Annotated in this window: 10 protein-coding genes; 2 read left to right on the top strand and 8 right to left on the bottom strand. The window is 70.4% G+C overall.

The features are described from left to right. Positions 1–142 precede the first annotated feature (142 nt). The 3 genes from FNH13_RS01665 to FNH13_RS01655 form a co-directional block, all read right to left on the bottom strand. Positions 143–1,717 (bottom strand): DEAD/DEAH box helicase, encoded by a 1,575-nt coding sequence (locus tag FNH13_RS01665; protein ID WP_143781846.1) that lies wholly within the window; start codon positions 1,715–1,717, stop codon positions 143–145. Between the two features lie 275 nt (positions 1,718–1,992). Beyond that, positions 1,993–7,083, bottom strand: a complete 5,091-nt coding sequence (locus FNH13_RS01660) for a cell wall-binding repeat-containing protein (RefSeq protein ID WP_165699973.1) — start codon at positions 7,081–7,083, stop codon at positions 1,993–1,995. A 564-nt stretch (positions 7,084–7,647) separates the two neighbouring features. Then, positions 7,648–8,601: a phosphotransferase gene (locus FNH13_RS01655; RefSeq protein WP_202878843.1), complete on the bottom strand. Its 954-nt coding sequence runs from the start codon at positions 8,599–8,601 to the stop codon at positions 7,648–7,650. Between the two features lie 196 nt (positions 8,602–8,797). Here FNH13_RS01655 and FNH13_RS01650 point away from each other — a divergent pair, with 196 nt between their 5' ends. Both FNH13_RS01650 and FNH13_RS01645 read left to right on the top strand, forming a co-directional pair. Next, complete coding sequence (locus FNH13_RS01650; RefSeq protein ID WP_143781844.1) at positions 8,798–10,858, top strand: M3 family metallopeptidase; 2,061 nt, start codon at positions 8,798–8,800, stop codon at positions 10,856–10,858. Positions 10,859–10,884: 26 nt separating this feature from the next. Continuing rightward, on the top strand, positions 10,885–11,709 hold the full coding sequence (locus FNH13_RS01645; protein ID WP_143781843.1) for a serine hydrolase: 825 nt from the start codon (positions 10,885–10,887) through the stop codon (positions 11,707–11,709). Positions 11,710–11,714: 5 nt separating this feature from the next. Here FNH13_RS01645 and FNH13_RS01640 read toward each other — a convergent pair whose 3' ends face one another. From FNH13_RS01640 to FNH13_RS01620, 5 genes are all read right to left on the bottom strand, one after another. Continuing rightward, positions 11,715–13,442, bottom strand: a complete 1,728-nt coding sequence (locus FNH13_RS01640) for a BCCT family transporter (protein ID WP_143781842.1) — start codon at positions 13,440–13,442, stop codon at positions 11,715–11,717. A gap of 131 nt (positions 13,443–13,573) precedes the next feature. Beyond that, entirely contained in the window at positions 13,574–18,313 is a 4,740-nt protein-coding gene (locus tag FNH13_RS01635; RefSeq protein ID WP_143781841.1) for a hypothetical protein, read from the bottom strand. Between the two features lie 16 nt (positions 18,314–18,329). Continuing rightward, on the bottom strand, positions 18,330–21,986 hold the full coding sequence (locus tag FNH13_RS18910) for an apolipoprotein A1/A4/E family protein (protein ID WP_165699972.1): 3,657 nt from the start codon (positions 21,984–21,986) through the stop codon (positions 18,330–18,332). 549 nt (positions 21,987–22,535) lie between these two features. Then, on the bottom strand, positions 22,536–23,042 hold the full coding sequence (locus FNH13_RS01625; protein WP_143781839.1) for a low molecular weight protein-tyrosine-phosphatase: 507 nt from the start codon (positions 23,040–23,042) through the stop codon (positions 22,536–22,538). Positions 23,043–23,079: 37 nt separating this feature from the next. After that, complete coding sequence (locus FNH13_RS01620) at positions 23,080–23,376, bottom strand: hypothetical protein (protein WP_143781838.1); 297 nt, start codon at positions 23,374–23,376, stop codon at positions 23,080–23,082. Positions 23,377–24,120: the final 744 nt, after the last annotated feature.

The following is a 24,120-nucleotide window of genomic DNA, read 5'->3' as shown; positions in this document are numbered from 1 at the left end:
CCGACACGTGAACAATGACCTCTGGCCCTGCAGTATGGCGCAGGGCGGCGGTCATTCCTAGGGTTTGCCGCGATCGATTTCCCAGGGGTCACCGCCGACCCGCCCCGGAGGACGGGTCAGCAGGCAACGTCAGAGCGGAGCGTCAGCGGCTGCGACCGGCACTGGTGCCCGCCGAGAAGGCGGCTGCGCCGCCGGAGCTGCTGGAGTAACGCACGGCGGAGCCGGACCGCTGGCCACCGGAGCGACCAGAGCCTGAGCCCTGACCCCCCGCACGACCCGAGCCCTGACCACCGGAGCGACCGCCGCCGGAGCGACCCGAGCCCTGACCGCCACCGCGGCCTCGGCCCTGACCGGCGCGGGAACCGCCACCCTGACCCCGGGTGCCCCGCGAGTCACCGCCACTGCGACCGCTCGAGCGGCTGCCGCCGTTCTGTCCGGCACCGTTACGGCTGCCGTTCTGCCCACCGCCCTGCTGCCCACCGGCGGGAACCGCGTGGACGAAAGCGCCGGCATACTCCCGCTCGCCGGGGGCGAGCTCCTGCAGCAGCGGGTGCGTGGTGTCGACGCGGGTGGTGGTCGGCTTGATGCCGGCCTTGCGGGTCAGGTCACGCACGTCGCGCACCTGGTCGTCGGTCATCAGGGTGATCACGGTGCCGGAGTTGCCGGCGCGGGCGGTGCGGCCCGAGCGGTGCAGATAGGCCTTGTGCTCGACCGGCGGGTCGGCGTGGATGACCAGTGCGACGTCGTCGACGTGGATCCCCCGCGCCGCGATATCGGTGGCGACCAGGGTCGCGGCCGCGCCGCTGTGGAAGGCGTCCATCGTGCGGGTGCGGGCGTTCTGGCTCAGGTTGCCGTGCAGCTCCACCGCCGGGACGCCGGACGCGTTGAGCTGGCGGGCCAGCTTCTTGGCGCGGTGCTTGGTGCGGGTGAAGACGACCGTGCGGCCCGGGGCGGCCGTCAGGTCCAGCAGCACCGGCAGGTGCGAGTCGTGCGCGACGTGGAGCACGTGGTGGCTCATGGCGTCGACCGGCGACTGCTCGGAGTCCGCCTCGTGGGTGACCGGGTTGGACAGGAAGCGCTTGACGATGACGTTGACGCCGGCATCCAGCGTCGCGGAGAACAGCATCCGCTGGCCCTCGCGGGGCGTCTTGTCCATGATGCGCTTGACGCCGGGCAGGAAGCCCAGGTCGGCCATGTGGTCCGCCTCGTCGAGGACGGTGATCTCGATGTGGTCGAGGATGACGTGACCCTGACCCATCAGGTCCTCCAGGCGCCCGGGGCAGGCGACTACGATGTCGACGCCGGCGGCGAGCGCGCGGACCTGGGGGTTCTGGCCGACGCCACCGAAGATGGTCATCGTGCGCAGGCCCGCGATCTGCGCCAGCGGCGCCAGGGCGGTCTCGAGCTGCCCGACGAGCTCGCGGGTCGGCGCCAGGATCAGGGCCCGGGGACGCTTGGGGGTGCGGCGACGCCCCGAGCCCATGAGGCGGGTGACCATGGGGAGGAGGAAGGCATAGCTCTTGCCCGAGCCGGTGCGGCCACGGCCGAGCACGTCACGGCCGGCGAGGCTGTCGGGCAGCGTCGCTGCCTGGATCGGGGTGGGGGTGGTGATCCCCTGCTGAGCGAGGTGGTCGCACAGCGGGGCGGGCACGCCAAGGCGTGCAAAGTCCTGGGACACAGGGAGACTCCGAGTCTTCACAGTTGGTGTCTCACCCATCGCGCGCCACGGCACTGCGACATTGCAGGGTGTGAGGGCGCAGCGGCACTGAAATCGCCAACTCTGAAAGGCTCGCGTGCACTGCAGGCAGCCCGCGGCAAGACGGATCGGGCTGCTGCTACCCAGTGTACGGCAGTCACCGCCCTGTCGTGACCACCACGCCGCGCGGGGGCCGCCTGGATGACACTGCGCTGCTCGTCGTGGACTCTGGACACGAAGCGGCCCCCACCGGTGGTTTCCGGTGGGGGCCGTTCGTGTGGGGGTTTACCGCCTCGTTAGTCGGTCGAGGTGGTGTCGAGCAGTGCCTGCAGGTCGGCCTCGACGTCGGTGTTCACCGCGACGGTGCCACCGAAGATCGTGATGCCCTGCGGGCTCAGGCGCAGGATCTCCTCAGAGATCGCTGCGGGCAGGTGGTCCTGGCGGGTCAGCAGCAGTGGTGCGCTCTGGGACCCGGTCAGGGACGAGCCGGACAGCGCGTCGGGGAAGTTGGTCCCCGAGGCGATGTACAGCATGTCCGCGTCAGCGCCGTAACCAGCCGTCAACGCCACTGCCGTCTCGTAACGGTTCGCGCCAGCGACCCGCTCGGTCGGTGCCAGCTCGTTGAGCTGGGCCAGCACGTCATCACTGACCGCGCCGGTGCCACCGATGACCACGATGTTGGCCACACCGAGCTCGGTGATGACCTCGGCGGTAGCCGCGGGCAGGCTACCCGAACGGGTCAGCACCACCGGGGAACCTTCCGAGCCCGCGAGCGAGGCCGCGGTCAACGCGTCGGCCAGGGCCAGACCGGAGTCCATGTCTCCCTGACCGGTGGCGACGTAGACCGTCTCCACCGACCCGTACTCGGCCGCGATCAACGCCGCGGTCTCGTACCGGTCAGCACCGGCGATACGGCGCACGTCCGCGGACTCACCCAGGGTTGCCTCGACCCCGCTCGAGACCGAGCCGGTGCCACCGATGATGATGATCTCAGCCGGGTCCAGCGCAGCCAGGGCGCCGGCCGTGGCCTGCGGGATCTGGTTGTTCTTCACCAGCAGGATCGGGGCCGGGTCACCCTCGGGAGTGACATCGGGGATGAACTCCAACGCGCCCTTGGCACCAGCAGCACCAGCAGCCAACGCGTCAGCACCATCAGCAGCCTCGGTCCCGTTGGCGATGTAGACAGTGTCCACACCCTCGGGGAACTCAGCAGCGATCTCGCCCGCCGTGGCATACCGGTTCTCACCACTGATGCGCTGCACCACGGCCGGCTCGACCGGGGCATCGGTGACGGTCAACGTCACCGGCACATTCACCACCGGGTTCACCGGGTCGTTGGACTCCACACACAGCGCGGCCGTGTACTCACCCACGGCCAGACCCGCAGAGTCCAGACCCACCGTGACCTCCTGCGAACCACCCGGAGCAACCGTGCCCGCGACCGGGTCCACACTCAACCACGCCGCGTCACTGACCTCACACGCCGGAACCGGCGGGGGAGCATCAGCAGCCTCGTAAGAAACCGTGTCAACGCCGATGAAGTCGCTGGCCGTGCCGAAGAGACCGCCGTCCGGCACATGGTGGCGGAACGCGATCCGACCGGTGGTCGGGGCGTCCAGACCCTCGATGGTCGCGGTGTACTCGGTCCACTCGGCCGGGTAGCCGTAGGGGGCGAGATCCTCGTTGACCGTGAGCAGCACCGTGTCGAAGTCACCCGCACTGTCGTAGCCGGTGCCCACGTTCGTGGAGTCACCACTGGTCGACAGACGGACCTCCATGCGGTCGGCGTAGCCCTCGCCGGTGCTGCGCGAGTAGAAGGACAGCTCGGACCCGTTGACCAGGTCCACCTCCGGGGTCATCAGCCAGGTGCTGATGTCGCCCTGCTCGGCAGTGCCGTTGTAGTTGGCCGCGGCGTAGGAGTCCTCCGGACCCTCGTGCGCGGGGAACACCAAGACACCGTTGCCCTGGAACCAGCTGGTCGGGCCCACCGGCTCACTGGTGTTGGTGATCGCCCAGCCGGCGGCCGGGAGACCCTCAACGTCCTCGAAGCCCTCGGTCAGCGAGGCCACGTGAGGCACCGCCGCCGGCTCCACGACTGCCGGGGCGGACGGACCGCCCGCGGCCTCGGTCGCGGCGTGGGCACGGCTCGTGCCCTGCGGCAGCTCGGGACGCTCAACCTCACCGGTGGCAGCCTCGACCTCGGTGATCTCGAAGTCCAGGTCCGCCGTGCCGTCGTTGCCGATCGTCACCGTGTGCTCGGTCGTGGTGTCCGGGGCCTGTGACCCCTCGACCGAGGACGGGTCCACCGTGATAACCGGAGCCACGGCAGCCTCGGCCACGGTCAGGGTGACCGGAACCGTGACAACCGGGTTGGCCGGGTCGTTGCTCTCCACACACAGCTGCGTGGAGTAGTCACCCTCGGCCAGACCGGCCGAGTCGAACGAGGCGGTGACCTCGGTGGAGCCATCCGGTGCCGTCGTGCCCGAGCTCGGGTCGACGCTCAGCCAGTCGGCGCCACAGGAAACGGTCCCGCTGCTGCCCTCGATCGTGTATGCCAGGTCACTGAACGACCCGACCAGGTCCACGATCGGAGTCCAGTCACCGGTGCCCGGACCGAAGAGGAAGTTCGGGTCGATGAGCATGCCGGGGCTGCCAGACGGCGCGCCCTGGTACCAGTTCCACCGGTCATTCAGGTTGGGAACCGGGTCGGGGACCGTCGGCCACACCGACAGCCAGTAGGTCCCGGCGCTCAGGTCCACAGCGCCGCCAGCGGCCACCAGGTCGAGGGTGATCTCGTTGGTCTCGATGGTGACCTCAGCGTTGCCGGGAGCCGCGGTGTGCGACCAGACGAGCTCTCCCGGGGCACCGCTGTCGTCGGCGAAGATCTCCCAGTCGATGGCCGTCGCACGGGTGGCGACGTCATCGGCGTTCCAGAAGCCTGGGGTGAACAGCGAGGTGAGGCTCGAGTCTGCGGCGAGCGTGAAGTCATCCGCGGAGTAGACACCGCCCCCGTTGTTGGGGAAGTAGTCGCTGACGATGCCGCTCGTGCCGTTGACGGTCTGCTCTGCGAGCACACCATCGCCACCGCCGCCGGTCTCGTCCACGAACTCCCACGTCAGGTCCGCATCACCGGTGTTGCTGATGGTGAGGGGCTGGGTGGTCACCGTGTCGGTGGGCTGGGTCGCCTCCAGAGCGTCCGGGTCCACCTCGATGGTCGGGTCGTCGACCGGCACCTCGGTGCTCGTGGTCTTGACTGCCACCGGGAAGTGCGGGTCGGCGATGTCGACGCCGTCCGCGTGCTGGTCGGAGGTCTCGAGGGTCACCCGAGCGTGCTCCCAGGCACCGACGGTGCTGCCTGAGACGTTGGCGGTGACCGTGATCTCCTGGTCGGCGCCGGGCTCGAGCGTGAAGGTCTCGGGGGTCACGGTGACCGTGACGCCCGCGGGAGCGTCCACCACAGCGGAGTAGCTGGCCGAACCCTGGGCGATCGAGGTGACCGTCCGGGTCCAGGTGCACTCACCCTCGCAGCCGTGCTCGACGAAGGCCGGCAGGTTGAGCGTTGCCGGATCGCCACCGAGCGCCGGGTTGCCGGCGACGAAGTTCTCACTCGTCTCGTTCAGCGCGAGGCCCGCGCGACCAGCCTGGTCGATGTTGATGCGACCGGAGCCGATGTCGAACGCGGTGGCCGGCGTGGAGCCGTCCTCCTTGAGGAGTCCTTCGTAGTCAGCCGTGCTGGCCATCACCGAACGGATCTCGGTCGGCGTCAGGTCGGGGTAGACCTCACGCATGAGGACAGCCATGCCCGCAGCGTGCGGCGAGGCCATCGACGTGCCACTGATCACGCCATACTGCAGCGGGTCACCACCGGACTCGGAGTAGGCCGCCAGGATGTTGACACCGGGAGCAGCCAGCGTGGGCACCAGCATGTCGAACTGGCTCGGGCCGCGGGAGCTGAAGCCGGCCACCAGGTCGGTCCAGGTGTCGTCCTCAACGAGCACCACGTCGGTGCCGATCGACACCTCGACCGGGTCGTTCGCCGCGGCGTAGGCCTGCAGGGCCTCGCCGGACTCGAGGGTGATCATCACGGACGGGATGGTCGTGGTGGTCAGGCCACCGGGCGCGGTCGGCGGGCCGCTCACGTTGTTGTACATCACAACAGCGATCGCGCCGGCGTTCGCAGCGTTGTCGACCTTCACCTGGAAGTTGCACGCACCACGCTGGATCAGGGCGATGTCGCCCGTCATGGAGCCGGTCGGGAAGGTCGCACAGCCGTTGCCGTTGCCCGGGGCGGCTGCCGCAGCATCCACCAGGTCGCCGGTGTAGACCGACGTGATGGCGGGTCCGTCGCCCGGGAAGCCCGGGACGTCGACGAGCTCGGCGGGGGCACCGTCGTCGGTGACCGAGACGGGGTTGCCGAAGACCCGGTTGTGGGTCGTCGCGGCCACGGAGAGGTTCCACGGACCGGACTTGGCAACGGTGCTCGCACCGGGACCGTCGTTGCCTGCCGAGGCGGAGACGCTGATGCCAGCGTCGTGCGCCTCCAGGAAGGCCAGGTCGACCATGTCCATCCACGGGTTGTCAGAGCCCGAGATGGAGTAGTTGATGACGTCGACGCCATCGGCGATGGCCTGGTCGACAGCCTGCACCGTCGCGGAGCTGGGGCAACCGGGGTTGCAGACCTTGTAGGAGATCACGTTGGCGTGCGGGGCGACGCCGGAGATCTCACGCTCGAAGTCCGCGGTGCCCAGGGTGAATTCGGCAGTGTGGGCGTTGCCGGCCATGGTGCTGCCGGTGTGGCTGCCGTGGCCGTCGGTGTCACGAGCCGTCGGGCCGTTGAAGGAGTAGGCCCCGATCAGCTTGTCGTTGCACTCGAAGGAGGCCTCGGTGTTGCAAGCGCCCAGGTAGACGCCCGCGCCGTTGGGGTTGACATGCGTGTAGCCGTCGCCACCGGTCGCTGCGAAGGACGGGTGGTCGGGGTTGACACCGCTGTCGATCATCGCGGCGATGACGCCCTCGCCCTTGGTGGCGATCTCGGGGGCGTTCTCCCCGCCCCAGGCGGCCGCGGTCTTGATGACCTCGTGGCTCACGTCGGTTTCCATCTCACGGATGGTGTCCGGGAAAACAGCGACGACCCCGTCGATGTCCCACAGCTGCGCGGCCTCGTCGGCGTCTGCCTCGATGGCGATCGCGTTGAGAACGTTCTCGTAGGTGATGGTCGCGTCCACGGTGCGACCCAGGGTTGCGGAAATCTCCTGCTCAAGCTCGGTGTGGCCCGCTGCCAGTTGCGCGGCGTAGCGGGACGCCTCGCTGGTTGCGCTGCTACCAAACTTGGCGGCGACCGAGGGCGCTTCCAGCTGCACGACCCACAGGCCGGTCTCGCTGTCCACCCCCTGCAGAGCTTCACGGTCCTGCAGGGCGTTGCTGGTTGTGCCCGTCGCGGAGGAGGCTTCTGCCTCCTGCGTCAGCGACGGTGTCGACTCAGAATCTGGCGCTGACGGCGCGGCAAGGGCGCTGGGCGCCCCCGACACGAGCAGTGCCAAGGCCGCCGCTACCGCGGTTGGCCCACTGCGTAACCTCATGGGTTCTCCTCATTGAGTGTTGGTGCCCTCTTCTCCCGAGCGCACGAGCCCCGAGCCCCTCGCGCCCACCCCAGCACTACCCACGACCCGCCCCGGCATGGGGGCCGGGAAACACGACGAGCCGAAGAACAGCACAGGAAGACCCACCCGTGACACCAACGCAGCGGGCGGGTCCGCCCCGAGCCTAGGCTTCCCCTGACGTAAGGGCAATGGCTTGACCGTGGCATTCGAGTAAAGACTTGGTCAAGTGTTGGGCTAGACATTTCCAGGTATGCCCCGCCGCCAGGGCCGCGGATCGGCCAGAGCCGCACCGATCCCACAGGCACCGACCGGACAGGCACCGACCGGACAGGCACCGATCCGGGCGCGCTGTCAGAAGACCAGGGTCGGAGAGGCCCGCCAGGCATCTACGAACGGCTTGAGTCCGTCAGCCAGCACCGGCAGCTGCGGCGCGAGAGCCAGCGACGCCACGAGCTGCACGCTGCGGGCGCCATCCATCACGCGCTGCAGCTCAGGATCAGTGGTCCGCAGGCCCAAGGGACCAGCAGCCGCGTTGTAGGCGGCACCGGCCTCCAGGCCGTGGCCCGCCAGGTCCCACTCGACCGGCCCCAGGCAGACATCCTCAAAGTCTGCGAACACCAGGCCCGAGCTCGCCCTGATGACGTTGTTGGACGGGGCGTCGCCCTGGATCGGCTGCACGTCAGCCTCCGGGAAACGAGCCCGGAAGGCCGCGACGCTCGAGAGCACCGGCGTGAGCATCTGCCACTCCGCATGGACCCGATCGAGGTCGTCGTTGGTGACGTGCACAGACCCTTCCAGTGCCTCCAACAACGCCGGAACGCCCTCGTTGAACGGCGCCAGGAAGGGCAGCAGTCCGGGGTAGCCGGCGAGCGCGGCGTGGAGGGCGGCGCAGACCGCATGGTGCGCGCCGGCATACGGAAAGTGGTCGTCCGCGACGTCCACGAGCTCCCAGAAGGTCATCGAGAAGTCGTCCTCACGGACCGGCTCGAGGGGGACCAACGGGGACGGTCGGACGGTCGGCACCCCCTCACGGTGCAGCCAGTCGGTCACATCGAGCTCTCGCTGCTGCCGCCGGGTCACTGCCTCCGGCGTCGTCCCCGGTGCCATGACGAGAGGGATCCTGGCGACGACGGGTGAGGGATAGAGGTGGATGACGAGCGAGAAGACATCGTGCAGCACGCGGGTCTCCTCGACCTTTAGACCCAGGTCGGTGGCCGCGTTGAAGGCGGCCTCGGTGGCCACCGTGGTGCGGGCGGCCAGTTCTTCTGGACTCAGCACGACATCGGGCATACCCCATCGTGTCATCAGACACCTGAGCGCGCCATCGGCCACTCATCAGACACCTCAGCGCGCCATCGGCCCACCGAGCGGCGTGACCGGCCCTCGGATCGAGCCGCGTGCACTGCCGGGCGTGACGAAATCCGGGCGGGTGTCCGCACCTGACCGGACCTTGACCGTCCGCTGACCTGTTCACTAACAAGTTGATGATGCAATAGATGGCATGACAAACCCGCTCCTCGCGCCTTCCACCCTGCCCTTCGCGCTACCGGACTACACGGTCCTCACGGACGAGCATGTGCGTGAGGCCATCGGCATCGGGATGACGGAGGAACTGGCAGAGCTCGAGGCGATCGCGGAGAACCCGGAGCCAGCCAGTGTCGAGAATGTGCTGCACGCGTGGGAGCGCAGCGGCGCAGTGCTGGAGCGCACCATCGCGGCCTTCTGGGTCGCGCGGGCGGCCGACACGACTCCCGCGCGCGATGCCCTCATGGCCGAGATATCACCCAGTCTGGCGGCGCACACGGACGCGATCCTGCTGCACCGTGGGCTCTTTGACCGGCTCACCGAGCTCGCCTCGCGCGCCGACCGCGGGGAGATCACCTTCGACGAGCAGGACGCCTACAACCTGCGGAAGCGGCTGACGGACTACGAACGCGGTGGCATCACCCTGCCTGAGCCGGACCAACAACGCCTGCGTGAGCTCAACAGCGAGCTTGCCTCTCTGGCCGTCGAGTTCGAGCAGCGGCTCAGCACGGGACGCAACGCAGCAGTGGTGCCGGTCACCGACGAGGACGAGTTGGCCGGGCTGTCCCAGGACGAGAAGGCGACGCTGCGCCAGGCAGCACAGGACCGTGGTCAGGACGGCTGGTTGGTGCCGCTGGTGAACACCTCCGGGCAGCCTCTGCTCGCGGTGCTGGAGCACCGAGGGCTGCGCGAGCGGATCTATCAGGCCTCGGTGACCCGCGGCCAGGGCGGGAAGCACGACACGCGCGAGATCCTCGTCCGGATCGCTCGGCTGCGCGACGAGCGGGCCAGGCTGCTCGGCTACCGGCACCACGCGGCATACGCCCACGAGATCACCTGTGCTCGCACCACGAGTGCTGTCAACGACCTGCTGGCCCGGCTCGCTCCCGGGGTCGTCGCGATCGCCGGGCAGGAGGCGGAGGTGCTGGCCGCTCGGCTGGCGACGCTGGAGCCCGACGCGGTCCTCGAGCCGTGGGACTGGCAGTTCCTGGCCGCCCGCGAGGCGGCGGAGTCGAGCTTCGACACCGACCAGCTCAAGCCCTATCTCGAGTTTGAGCGGGTGCTGCAAGAGGGGGTGTTCGCGGCGGCGACCGCGCTCTACGGCATCACCTTCCTGGAGCGTCCTGACCTGGTCGGCTACACCGATCAGGCCCGCGTCTTCGAGGTGCGGGAAGAGGACGGGTCGGTGCTCGGCGCCGTGGTGATCGACCCCTACACCCGACCCTCCAAAAAGGGCGGCGCGTGGATGACTTCCCTGGTCAAGCAGTCCGAGCTGACCGGTGACCTGCCCGTGGTGACCAACACCTGCAACGTGCCTCCTCCCGCGCCCGGATCGCCCAGCCTGATGACGTGGACCTCGGTGATCACCCTGTTCCACGAGTTCGGTCACGACCTGCACGGGCTGCTGTCCCAGGTGCGCTATCCCTCCCGGTCGGGCACCGCCGTGCCGCGCGACTTCGTCGAGTTCCCCAGCCAAGTCAACGAGATCTGGGCCTGGGAGCCGGAGCTGATCAACCGGTTCGCGCGCCACCACGAGACCGGTGAGCCAGTGCCGGCGGAGTGGGTCGAGTCGCTCGTGGCCTCCCGGCAGGAGAGCGGCTACCACACGCTCGAGTTGCTCAAGGCGATGCTGCTAGACCAGGCCTGGCACCAGACTCCCGCCGAGGAGCTGCCCACCGACGCCGCTGGTGTCGAGTCCTTCGAGGCGGCTGCCCTGGAGCGAGCCGGGGTTGGCTTCCCGCTGATCCCCCCGCGCTATCGCTCGACCTACTTTGCTCACATCTTCTCCGGCGGCTACTCCGCGGGCTACTACTCCTATCTGTGGTCCGAGGTGATGGACGCCGACACCGTCGCCTGGTTCCGGGACAACGGGGGTATGTCGCGCACGGCCGGAGCCCTGTTCCGCGAGCGACTGCTCGGCCCGGCGGGGTCGCGCGAGGCGATGGAGACCTACCGCCGCTTCCGCGGGGGCGACCCGGACGTGGGTCACCTGCTGGCTCGCCTCGGCCTGAAGTCAGAGCAGACAGTCACCGCCTGACCCTGTCTCGGCCCTACGATCAGGGCGTGCCAGTCGCCCCAGCACCGCCGGTCATCCCGGACCACGGGCCCGTCCGGTGGTCGATCTCGCTGCGGGACACGGCCACCTGCGAGGTGCTGCACGAGCATGACCCGCATCAGATGCTGACCACGGCCAGTGTCGCCAAAGTGTTTGCCCTGGTCGAGCTCGCAGCGCGGGCGAGCACCGGTGAGCTTGACCTGCGCGAGGTGGTGGCTCGCCCACCCAGCCGGAGAGTCGCGGACTCTGGGCTGTGGCAGCACCTCATGGCTGACCGCCTGACCCTGAGCGACATCGCTGTCCTCGTGGCTGCCACGAGCGACAACTGGGCCACCAACGTCCTGATCGACCGGCTGACGCTTGAGGCGGTGCAGGACCAGGCGCGCGACCTGGCCCCCGGTGGCTCCACCCTGCACGACTATGTCCGCAACGTCCGGACGGGAGACCACCCAGCGACCTTGAGCGAGGGCTGTGCCGACGACTGGAGCCGACTGCTCTCGGACCTGGCCCAGGGCCGTTGCGTTGATGGGCAGACCTCTCGGCAGGTCCGCGACTGGCTGGCACTGAACACCGATCTGTCCATGCTGGCCTCGGCTTTCCAGCTCGACCCGCTGGCGCACACCACACCTGACCTGGGGCTGCTCCTGTGGAACAAGACCGGAACAGACACCGGGGTCCGCGCGGACGTCGGCGTGGTCAGCACCGGCGCGCGGTCGTTCTCCTATGCCTGCCTGGCCAACTGGGCTGACGACGGCTCCCACGAGCCCCGCCGGACGGTGCAGGCCACGATGCGGGCCGTGGGAGAGTGGGCCCTTCGTGAGCTCAGGTCATGACCACCTCAGCTCGGGCCCTGTGCTCCGGAGCGGGGATCAGTCTGCTGGTGGGGGGTGCCGCTACGGTCCGCGTGAGCACCGACTGCGTCCTCGTCTGCAGCCAGGGGACCGGTCGCCGCAAGAGCGTCTTCCGATCCGCTGCTGGCGAGGGCGGCCGCTGCCGGGTCACCGGGCTGGCGTCTGCCACGTGCCCGCTTGCTTTCCATGCGGAAGCCCATCAACAGCATGAACAGCATGGCGAAGACCAGGACAAAGACCGGCAGGCCCATCACGGTGATCACCTGTTGCAAGGTCTGCAGCCCTTCCTCCCCGCCGAGCACGATGAGAGAGGCCGCCAGGAAGCCCTCGGAGATGCCCCAGAAGACCCGTTGCCGCACTGGTCCGGACTCAGCATCACCCGCACACAACATGTCCACGACCAGTGAAGCGGAGTCTGAGGATGTCGCGAAGAAGAGCGCGACGATGACGACGGCGACCCCGGAGAGCAGAGTGGCGAGCGGATAGTTCTCGAGGAAATCGTAGATCGCCGTCGGGACACTCTCGCCGACCGCCGCGGAGATCGGGCCACCCTCGCCCCCGATGCCGTCCAGCTCCATGGCCGACCACCCAAAGGTCACGAACCACACCAGGGTGAACACCGAGGGGGCCACCAGCACGCCGCCCACGAACTGCTTGATGGTCCGGCCGCGGGAGATGCGTGCCAGGAAGACACCCATGAACGGTGACCACGTCACGGTCCAGGCCCAGTAGAAGACGGTCCAGCCGCCCTGCCAGCCCCAACCCTCTTCCTTGCCGAACTGGGCCATGGCGTCGTTCCAGAAGGCCAACCGAATGACGTCCTGGAAGTACACACCGGTGCTCTCGATGAGCTGGCGCAGCAGGAAGACCGTGTCCCCGGCGAACAGGACGAACAGCATCAGGGCGACCGCACCCAGGATGTTGATGTTGGACAGGCGCTTCACACCCTTGTCCAGGCCGGCCACGATCGAGGCGGTCGCGACGAGCGTCAGGACGGTGATGATCACCACGCGCAGCATCGTGTTGTTCGACACGCCGGTCAGGTGGTTCAGGCCAGCGGCGATCTGCGAGGTGCCCAGGCCGAGGGAGACCGCCAGGCCGAACAGCGTGCCGAGCACAGCGAAGATGTCGACCGTCTTGCCGATCGGGCCGTGGATTCGCTCCTTGAGGATGGGATAGAAGACCGAGGAGAAGCGCATCGGCAGGTCATAGCGGTAGATGAAGAATCCGAACGCCAGACCGGGCAACGTGAAGATCGCCCAGGTGTGAATACTCAGGTGGTACAACGAGATGCTCATCGCATCGCGGGCGGCATCGATGCTGTAGGGGTCGACCCCGGCGAAAGGGGGATTCGAGAAGTGTGAGATCGGCTCGGCGACCCCCCAGAACATCAGGACGGTGCCGATGCCACCGGCGAAGAGCATCGCGAACCAGGACAGGTTGGAGTAGGCCGGCTCGTCGTCGTCCTTGCCGAGCTTGAGGTTGCCGTACTTGCTGAACGCCACCCAGATCAGGAAGAGCACCCAGATGGTCACCCCAAGGATGAAGAACCATCCGAGGCTGCTCACGATCCAATCTCGTCCGTCGGCGAAGACCCTGCCGATCGGGCCGGGCATGGCCAGCAGCAGGATCAGGAAGACGATCATCAGCCCCGCGGACACGAAGAAGATCGTGGGGTCAGTTTTCAGTCCGAGCCGCCGCGCGAGTCGATCCATCTGAGCACCTCCATGCACTGTCAATCGATGGCTGGCGACACGCCCGTGGCGACGCCACGTGTTGAGCCCGTCGCTCAATCACCCGACAGCATCGTCGACAACTCGGTCGTTGTCCACACGTGCCGTGAGGTCTACAGCGGGAAGTGGTCGGCGTAGACCAGGCGCTGCGCGGTGCCCGGCACCCCCTCCTTCGCGCCGTCCTCCGGGTCGGCGTCGAAGTACTCGTACTCCTCGACCAGCACCCGGAACCGCTCGCTGGAGCCGGGCGTGGCCAGGTCCACCGGCTCCGGCAGCTCCAGCTCGTGCGACCACGTCGCGCGGGCGCCGGTCATCCCGGCCAGCGGCAGGCGCACCCGGGGCAGGCTCGTCCAGTCCAGGTCCCCGCCACCCTCCGGTGGCGCCTGCTGCACCGTCGCGAAGACCTCCCGGGCCACGCGCAGCACGGCGTCGGCCTGCGGCACCGGCCCCTCGCCGGAGGGCGGTCCGCCCACCATCCGGGGCCGGGGCAGCCGCGCCAGCCCGATCGGGCCGGTGACCGTCATCCGCACCGTCTCCTCGGTCCGCCGGTTGGCCGTCGCGGTCCGCTCCGGCAGCGGCTGCACCCAGTCGGTCAGGACCACCGGCGACAGGTCGCACGCGGGCAGCGAGTCGGGCTGGTAGCGAGCGACGACGAGCCGCACGAACGGCCACAGCGAGTCGCCCGGGTCCAGCGCCACGTCGACGAACCACTGCTTGCGGCCGGGATGGTATTCCGGCTGGTAGCCCAGCACGGTCACCGTCGGGTTGCCCCTGGCGTCGACGAGCTTGGTCGCGCGGGCCAGGGTCACCGGTCGGCCCGGTCGTGGGTCGACGACCCCGCCGGCCGCGGCGCCGAGGAGGAGCTCGGCCGGGGTGACCAGCGGGAGCAGGGTCGTGCTGGGCGGGGTCCCCGTGACCTGCACCGGGTCCCTGGCCCAGCGCGAGGACAGCGTGGGCGGGACCGCCTCGGTGCCGAGCACCACGGCCAGCAGCTCACCGTCCCCGGAGGAGAACCACGGCCGCTGCAGCCACACCCGCGCCCCGGACCGGCGGGTGCGGCGCAGCGCGAAGGGCTGGTCCGGCTCGGTCTCCTGGTCCCACAACAGCAGGGGTATGACGTCACTCACCTCGGGCGCGGCCGGCCGCGCCGAGCTCACGACGGTCAGGTCGCGAGACTCCCCGAGCAGGGTCGGCTCATCGGCCGCGGGCAGCTCGGCGGGGTCGAAGAACTCGGCGTAGCGGGTGACGCCGCGCGCGGCGTAGCTCACCCGGCGGTGGTGGGTGTCCGGGAAGTTCTGGATCGCCTTGTGCGAGACCACCGGCGGGTTGCCGTCGGCACCGGGCAGGACCGCGTCGACCAGGTAGAGCAGTCCGAAGCGCTCGTCGGGCTGGACCGGAGAGGACAGGACCACGTCCTGGCGGTCCACCCGCACCGGCCCGTCGGTGGCCAGGTCGTCGACCCACTCCGACCAGGTGGCCTCGAGCGCGATGCGCTCGGTGCTCGGTCCGTGCACGTCGACCACCCCGACGAGCCCGGCGACGGTCAGCCCCGGAGGGCGGTGCAGCACCCGCAGGGCGGGCAGCTCGGGCGGGTGCACCGGGCGCCGGACCGCGTGCACGAGACGCAGGTCGTGGGAGGGCGTCAGCCACCAGAACCAGCCATTGCCGGCGGCCCGCGCCAGGACGGCCCGTGCCGCGGCGGCAGCAGGGTCGCCGTCGTCGCCCGAGGCCGAGGCCACGTGCGAGCGCCACGGCCCGAGGACCTGCAGCGCCTCCTCGTCCATCGAGGAGGACATTGCCACCCGCACCTGCTCCCCGGCGGGGAGCGCGACCTCCACGACGTTGCCGACCCGTCGCGCACCCAGCTCCTCCCCGGCGACCAGCACCAGACGCAACGGCTCCACCCGGGGCCAGCTCCCGGCATACTCCAGCAGTGCCGTCTGCAGGACCCGCGGCTCGGCGAGGGTGTGCGGCGCACCGGCGTCGTAGAAGACCAGCGACGCGCCGTGGGCGAGCACGTCCGGCAGGTAGGGCAGCACCAGCTGGTCGGTGTCGTGGACGACGTACTGCCCCTCGCCCAGCGGGGTGTCGCGCGTGGCGGTGATGTCGGCGAGGGTCACCGCCGCGTCGGGATCGGCGCCGAGGCGGGTGTGCAGCGCGATCCCCGGCTGGGGCAGGACGGCGTCAGGGTCGTCGAGGTCCTGGATGAACTCATCGAGGAGAGTCCCCCGCTCCTTGTAGGCCGTGGCGAGGAGTTGGTCGTGCAGGGTCGGGTCCGACGAGCCGATGGCGGCGTCGAACATGCCGTGCTGCTCGGCCTCGAGCTGGGTGCCCTTCGGCGGCACCACATGCCGCTCGGTCGGCGTGTCGTCCCGGATCACCAGGCGCTGGAGTGACTCGCCGGTGGTCAGCGGCGACCTGGCCACAAGCGCCGGCGGCGGCACCGGGTGCCAGCGCAGGAACGGGCGGGGCGTGGTCACCACCGGGACCTCCGGCGGCTCCGGCTCGATGACCGGCCCGCCACCGGGAGGGCGGAGGACGGGCGGCACCTCCCGCCGCCTCCGGATCGGGTCGACGGTGTCGTCCAGGCGGGCGAACGCCTCGGGCGTGATGCTCAGCTGGGGCCGCGCCCGCCAGGTCTCGGCACGGCGGACGACCTCGGCCAGGGCGAGCTCGGCGCCGCGGCGCAGGGCCACCCCCGGGGCGGTGCGCTCCCGCTCGACCGCGGCGGTCAGCCGGGACCGCAGCAACCGGTCGACCTGCCGGTCACCGGTCACCGCCTCCGGCGGCAGCGTCACGCCGGGCGCGGTCTCCACGAAGGCCTCGCGGTAGGCCGCTTCCAGCTCCTCGGCGACCTCGGCCCCCTCCCGGGCACCGACCTCGATCAGCCTGCGCAGGATCGGCTCGCTCTCCGGGGCAGGTTCCCGGGCGATCAGCCGCTCCCGGACCGGGCCGAGGAGGCCCGCCCGCTCCTGCTCGGCATAGGTGGTGCGCAGCAGGTCCAGGCGGTCGCGGGCAGCGGCGACCGCCCCGCGGCCGACGGTCCGGGCCGCGGGCCGGGGCACCGAGTTGCCGGCGAGGTCCACCCCGCGCACCCGGAAGGAGTAGCGCCGGCCGTAGCGCAGCCACGGCAGGGTCCCCGGGGCGACCGTGGTGCGGATCAGGACGTGACTGGCCGGGTCACCGGGTGGCTCGTCCAGGACCAGCTCCTCGCCGGCCGGCCCGTTGGTGCCGTCACCGTGGACGATGAGCTTGCCGGGCCGGGACGCGGACAGGCTCCACCCGTCCCAACCGACGAAGACCTCGTGCAGGTGATAGGCCGTGTCCTCGCCGGGGGCCCGTGTCAGCCCGGTGAGCTGCAGGAAGCCGGTGTCCGGCTCGGCCTTCAGCACGCTCCGGCCGCCCGCCTCCACGTCGACGAGCCGCTCGTGCACGGAGTGCCAGGCCTGGCTGTCGTCGTCCCAGACCTCGAGCCGGATCCCGCGCACCACGTCGTCGTAGGCGAGGTCCTGGCCGGCCACGCCCGGCCCGTCCTCGACGTCGGCGAAGGTCTCGGCCCGCTGGACCTGTGCGAGCACCTGCTCGTCGCGCGCGACCCGGGCGATCGAGAAGCCGGTCGAGCGCAGCGAGGCCGGGGCCGCGGTGACCGGGTCGCCGTTGAGCTCGGTGGCCAGCGACCGTGGCAGGTCGCGCAGGTGCTGCTCCAGCTTGAGCCCGGAGGCGTCCGGGTCGAGGTCCAGCACCGTGTAGACGCGGGGTTGTCCGAGCGGGAGTGCCCCGCCGGACCAGGCGCCGGAGGAGACCGCACGCCAGTGGCCCCTGCCGTCCGACTCGCACCAGGTGCGGGGCGGCGCGAGCCGGACGAGGTCCTTGGCCGCGCTGCCCGGTTCGAGCCGGGCGCTGACCCACGTGGCCTTGGCCAGCAGGTCGAGGTGCTTGGGGTCCTCGACGGCGACGTCGACCACCAGGCCGACGGTGCGCAGCAGCACCGGGGTGCTGCCCAGTGATGCGGCACGCTCGTGGAAGTCCTGTTCCGGGACCTCCACCGCCGGCGTGGTCGCACCCTCGACGGGCCGCTCCTCGTAGGGGATCTCCTCGCGCTGGTAGAAGCGGCGCGCGGCGTGGACGTCGACGAGGGTCTGCAGGGCCGGCGGGAGCTCCTCGTGGGGCTCGTTGAGCAGGGCGTCGAGCCGCCTGGTGGTCGTCGCGTCCCCGCTGCCCTCGTCCTGCAGCAAGATCTCGACGGCGGAGGTCCCGGGGTTGGGCTGGGAGGGATAGCCGCGGCGCTTGTCCAGGCCCAGCGTCGCCTGCGCCTCGGCCAGCTTGCGGGCCAGGTTCTGGGCCTCCCGCTGGGGGAACCCGTCGACCGCGATGCCGCGTAGTGTCCCGAGTGACTCCTGGAACTGCTCGAGCTGGTCGAAGACCGCCTCGACGACGGGGTTGCCGTGCACGCTCGGCGGGGTCAGCGGCGAGTGGTTGATGGAGCCGATGTGGGTAGCCACCGCGTGGCCCTCCACCGCGTGCGCGGGATAGCTCGTCCACGGCTGGCCCGTGACCTTGGGCGTGGCGAACCCGGCGACCGGCATCGTGCCGGGGAAGACGGCGGTGAAGTGGTCCTGGTCGGGGGTGGAGACCAACCGCACCGGTATGCCGTCCGGTTCCGTGTCGGTGACCAGCACCAGTCGGCCCTCGAGCAGGGTCTTGACCCAGCGCTCGGCGTCCGGGAAGTCGGCGAGCGTCGCGTCCGGCTGCTCGGGGGTGAGTCGGTGGGTGAAGAACACCGAGCAGTGGAACGGCGCGTCCTTCGCGAGGGAGTAGGGGAGGGCGGTGGCCAGGAAGCGGGTGGCGGTCATGTCGGGCTCCGGCTGCTCAGGCGCCCGGCGCGAAGGCCGAGCAGTAGGTGGACCAGGCATCGCTGTGGCCGGCGGAGTCCGGCGGCATGATCTCCTTGAACACCGGGTCGCCCTTGGACCCGGCCAGCTGGCGCTCCACGGAGATCTCGACGGAGGCGGAGAAGAACAGCACCTCCACCTCGACGACGATCGACGCGCGGCCGATCATCTTGCCGGTCGGGAAGTCGTAGGTGAGCGACAGCTCGAGGGTGATCGACGCCGAGATCAGCCCCAGCACGTCGACCTCGCCGCGGATGCGGAAGTAGCCGGTCAGCGACCCCGCCTCGCCCTCCAGCCGCAGGTAGACGCCGACGGTGATCGACACCGAGCCGGAGGCCACGCCGAGGTTGACGGACAGGGCGGCTGCGGCCTCCAGCCCCATCTCCAGGGAGACCATGCCCATCGGTGAGAGGCGGATCGCGACCCAGCCCCCGCCGCCGATGCACATGACGGTGAGGCGGAACGGGCTCTCCTTGGAGCAGAAGTTGAACCCGACGGTGACGGCGTCACCCAGGAACGGCACGCGGGCGTCGGCGCCGAGGGAGATGTTCTCCAGGCTGAACACGCCGACGGAGACGTTGGGCAGCTCCAGGTCGAACCCGGCGGTGACCCCGGAAGGTGACACGTCGACATACGGCGGGTCGGCGAAGCCGTCGAACGGGATCATCCGGCGCAGCGTCTCGATGAACCCCAGTGCCCCGAGGAACTCCATGCCGCCGAAGACGACGTCGACCTCGGGCTTGGTGTTGGAGCCGACCCGGAACCCGATGCGGGAGAAGTTCATCGCCATGAGCGGCTCGCCTGGGAGCAACACGAGGGCGAAGTCGCGCAGCTCGGCGCTCACGTCGGCGCTGGGCGCCCCCTGGGCGCTGGCGCGCACCTCGACGGCGAGGGCGAAGCCACGCTGGTCCTTGGCGTGAAAGACGGCGTCCGGCGGCTCGCCGGGCCAGCTGCCGATCGGCGGACGCCACTCGAACCGGGCGGAGACGCCGGTCGCCGGCGTGAGGACACCCTCGACGAAGGCGTCGATGGCGTCGAGCACGTCCTCCATCACCGACAGGGCGGTGGTGAGCGCCTCCAGCGGTTTGCTGAGCGCGGAGCGGATCGCCGCGGGCACCCGCGGGTGGGTGATGACCGGGCGCAGGTCCTCCAGCGACCCGGCGAGATCGGCGGCGGCATCGGCGGCGCGGTCGGCGGCCGTGGGGTCCTCGAGCAGGTCCGCGAGCGCGTCGCCCAGGGCGGCGAGCTGGGTGAGCAGGTTGCCGGCGACGGCCTCCAGCTCGGCCTGGGCGTCCTCGATCGCGCTGATCGCCCCCTGGTGCATGTCCTGGGCGGCCTCGAGGTCGGCGGCCAGCCGCTGCCGGGCCTCCTCGATCGCCTGGGTCAGCCGCTGGACCTGGGTGGCGATCGTGCTGACCGTGTCGAGGGCGTCGGTGACGAAGGAGGGCGCGTCGTCGAGGGTGAGCTCCTCGCCGGTGATCGCCTCGATCAGGTCGACGAGGTCGAACAGGCCGAACAGCTTGGGCAAGGCGCCCTGCAGGAAGGTGGCCGGGTCGAACGTCCCGTCCGCCAGCCCGCCGGGCGTGCTGCCGTCGTCGCCGACCGCTCCGAGCGACCGGGACAGCGCCCGCACGGCCAGGTTGGGCGCGACGAAGCCGCCGGCGCGGTCCGAGCCGGAGGTGAAGTCGAGGGAGACCGGTGGGCTGCTGAGGGTGAGGAACAGGGCGGAGGGGTTGGCCGGTCCGAAGCCGGGCTGGTCGGTCTCCTCCGCGTCGGGGTCGGCGGCCAGGTAGGCGGTGCTGAACTCCAGGTCGACCCCGGGCGCCAGACCGGCCAGGTGCCGCAGCGACGGCACCACCGCGTTGCTGCGCTGCAGGTAGGGCCGGGAGGTGAACGCCTCGGTGTCCAGGTGCCCGTCCCAGGTGAGGTGGTTGACCTCGAGCTGGGTGTCGCCGTGGGCAGCGGACGCGGCGAAGCTGACCTGCTGCCCCCGGGCCTCGATCCGCCGGTGCGGGTCGTAGAGGGCCGAGATCTCCTGCCCGATCTGCAGGGGCGACTTCCCGTCGCCCAGCCGGTCGATGATCGCCACGTCGGGCACGAAGAGCAGCGGCGAGGAGAGGCTGACCGACTCGCCCGTCTGGTCGGTGCCCGCGATGTCCCACGCGAACGGGACGCCACCGCGCAGCGGGAAGAACGCCTCCAGGGGCGTGCTGGGGGTGATCGGGTCCAGGTCGGGGGTGACCAGCGGGTCGAGGGTGACGCGGGACAGCGGGGTGTCCCGCTCGGTCCAGGCGCGCGTGGTGTCCTTGAGCACGATGAAGTTCCGCTGGCGCAGGTAGGCCGTGCGGGTCGCCTCGTGGACCTTTCGCTCGGTCAGCTTGACCCACTCGCAGCGGTGCCCGAACGGGTAGAGGAAGCCGGGGTAGGTCAGGCGCACGTAGGAGTCGCGGCCCTGCTGCGCGACGTGGCGGTAGGTAGTGATCGGGGTGACCTGCCCCGACCAGCCGGAGGGCACGCCATACTCCGAGGTGTCCCACGACCCGCGCCAGTCGACCCACGCCCCGAGGGCGGAGAGATAGAGCTTGCGGACCCGGAACGGGACGGGGGTCACGCCCTCGTGCGTCGATGCGCTCTGCCGGACCAGGCTGCGCCGGTCGATCGGGTTGGTCGACATCGGCTCGTGCACGTCGGTGTCGCTGCCGGCGTCGACCGGCTCCAGGTCACGGGACCAGACCGCGCGAACGATGCGCTGCACCCCACCCTCGGTGTGGCCGACGACCTTGCCGTCCTCGTTCACCACCCGGGTGGTGAGCCGGGTGTGCCACAGCTGCGCGCGCTGGCTCGTCGCCGCTGCCTCGGCGTCGACACCGGGCTCGTCCTCCGGCCCGTTGCCGGGCACGGTCGGTGGCAGCACCGGCTCGACGTCGTGCAGGAACGCCCCGTGCTCGGCACTGGGCGAGACGATCAGCCGGTAGGGCACCTCCAACGCGGTCTCGTCGCCGGCCGGCACCCGCGGGTGGGGCTTGCGGCCCGGCCGTGGTCGGAACGGGTCGATCGGGTGGGGCAGCGGCACCAGCTCCCGGGCGCCCACCCGGGTCAGCCCTCGCAGCAGCCTGGCCCGCTCGGCGCCTACGACGGCGCGGTGCACCGGCACCGCGCCGTGCCGGACGACCAGCTCGAGGCCCCGGCCGCCCACGGGACGGGTCACGGGACCGATCACCGGCCCGATCACTGGCCCGATCACCCACGGGGGCAGGACCAGACCGGGACCGGAGCCCGGGGACTCGTCCTCGGGATAGCTGGGCGGACCGGGGGTGGCCAGCGGCACGACCTTGAGGGTGAGCCGTGGGATCGCCGCGAGCAGTCCCTCGAGGCTCCAGTCAAGGCTGAGGCCCGCGGGCAGCTCGTAGACCAGGCGGGAGGGACGGGCCGCGCGGTGGCCCGCGAGGCCGGACGGCTCGGGCGATACCTCAGACTCGGGGAACGCCTCCTCACCGAGGTGCTGGAAGGAGAGGTTGACGATCAGGAGTCCGTCCTCGCCGTCGGAGACGAGCACCGGCCCGTGGGCGGACTCCTCGACGACCCGACCGACCGCCCTGACCTCCAGGTCCAGCAGGTCGAGCGGTCGCAGCATCCTGGCGGTGACGATATGGCGACGGCGAGGTGGGGGCATGCCGTATCTCCCCTCGGACGAGGCGATGCCCCCTCACGGGTCACCAGACCTCTCGGACGAGGCTAGTGGCGCTGCCGGCGTCGCGAAATGGGTAGTTCTGCCCACACGCGACCGGCCCCTCTTCTCCAGCACGGCCGTCAGCCGCGCAGCACCAGCCAGGTCAGCAGACCGCTGCTCACGACGACGAGCACTGCGAGCGCGCCGTGGAGGACCGGGGAGCGGGACAGCACGCCGACGAACTCGCGCAGCACCGCGGAGGGAAGTAGTAGCGGGCGGTGGGCGCCCCCATGACCTGGGCGTCCAGACCCAGCTCCCGGGCGATGATGGCCGCCCGGAAGGCGTGGTAGGCGTTGGTCGCCACGACCAGGGAGGTGCCCCGGCCCTCCGCCACCAGCAGGTCCGCCGTCGCGATGCACCACGACGACCCCGGTGTAGAGCAGGTAGCCGACGAGCGCCAGATTGGCCACGTTGAGGTCAGCCGGGGACGGACCATGTCGTCCGGCCCACCGGTTAACGCACCGCGCGCTGGCCCGCCACGACCTCCTGGACCGTCCCGTCCTGGATCGCCGCGACCAACCCGTCGACGGCGTCCTCGATCTGGTAGTACATCCGCTCGTAGGCCTCCCGCGGCAGGCCCCAGGGGTCGGGGATGTCCCGGACCCCCTCGCCGACGTCGCTGGCGAACGCACCGAGCCGGACCACCTTGGCCTCGTCCTCGGGTCGCTGCGCGAGCGCGAGGATGTCCGCCTCGTTCGAGCTGTCCAACGCCAGGATCAGGTCGGCCTCAGCAAAGTGGTCCGCGGCGAACTGCGCCGCACGGCTGGTGAACGAGTAGCCCCGACTCTCACCCTCCGCGACCGAGTGCTCGTGCGGGGGACGGCCGATGTGGTAGTCCGCGGTCCCGGCCGAGGACACCGTGACGTTGTCCAGGCCGGCCCGCTCGAGGCGGTGGACCAGCACCGACTCAGCGGCGGGAGAGCGGCAGATGTTGCCCAGGCAGACGGTCATGATGTGCATGCCCTTGAGTCTCTCAGGTCCGCCAACGCCTGAGTCGTCAGCCCGCTTGACGGGAATCCCCCTGTGGTCCGTGCCAACCGCCCTTGCGCAGGGCCGCTTCCACCTGGTCGAGCAACGGTTCCGGATCGAGCCCGAGACTCGCTGCGGGTATCTCCAGGGCCGTCTCGCCCCCGATCGCGTGCGCGTTGCGCCGGACCGCGTCGTCCATCGTCGCCAACGCCTCGTAGTGCTGGACCCCGTTGACCTCGACGATCGTGCCGTACCGCGTGAAGCGGGCGTCGAGATAGATTCGCCCTCGGTGCGCACCACCCCCTGGCGGTCCGGCTCCGGCCATCCACGTGCTCGGCCGAGCTCCTGCACGGACATGGCGAGCAGGGCCATCGCAGCCCGGTCCGTCCGCGCCCAGCCCGCAGCCCTGAGCGCGGCCACCTCACTGGGAGTGCGGGGGATCCCCGCCTCGACCACCGGACCGCGCTCCCGAAAAACGTGCACGCGGACCCCTGGAACCCGGTGGTAGCGAGCCCCCTGGGGGACGCTCACGTGGACCTGGTCGTCGTCCCACTTCGTCAGACCCCACGCTTGGAGCGAGGACACCCCGTCGAGGCACGCTCCACCACCCACGTCCCAGATCGCCCGGCGCTGCACCGCGCCCAGGTTGATCGGGGTCGGCCCACTCACGCTGATGGTCTTGCGTCCGACCTGGTGCCAGCGCCCTGCCTCGATCTCCGCACGCACCTCGTCGTAGGTCACGCCCAGGTCAACGATCTGCCGGAGCGTGGCCACCCCGTCCTGAGCGTCCCCCAACTCGACCTGGACACGCCGACGTCGCTCCCGCCCTCGCTCGCTGCGGCCCTGCAGATGCTCACCAAAGGGCGCGACGGGCTTCTCAGACATGGGCGTCAGAGTGCCCGAGTTCGCGGTCCGCTGCTGCCGCCCTGTGGAAAAGCGTGTTCGTGCCCCGTCCACGCATGCTCGCGCTCTGATGACCCGGCCAGCCGCAGCACAACTGTCATGCGATCTCGGTGTTGCAAGACTTGGACCGGAGCCCGATTCCTGCAACACCGGGAACGCATGACAC

It is taken from the genome of Ornithinimicrobium ciconiae, from assembly GCF_007197575.1.
GTDB classification, from domain to species: domain Bacteria; phylum Actinomycetota; class Actinomycetes; order Actinomycetales; family Dermatophilaceae; genus Ornithinicoccus; species Ornithinicoccus ciconiae.
Note: the sequence above shows the minus strand (reverse complement) of the source record. Positions and strands in the feature narration are given on the sequence as shown.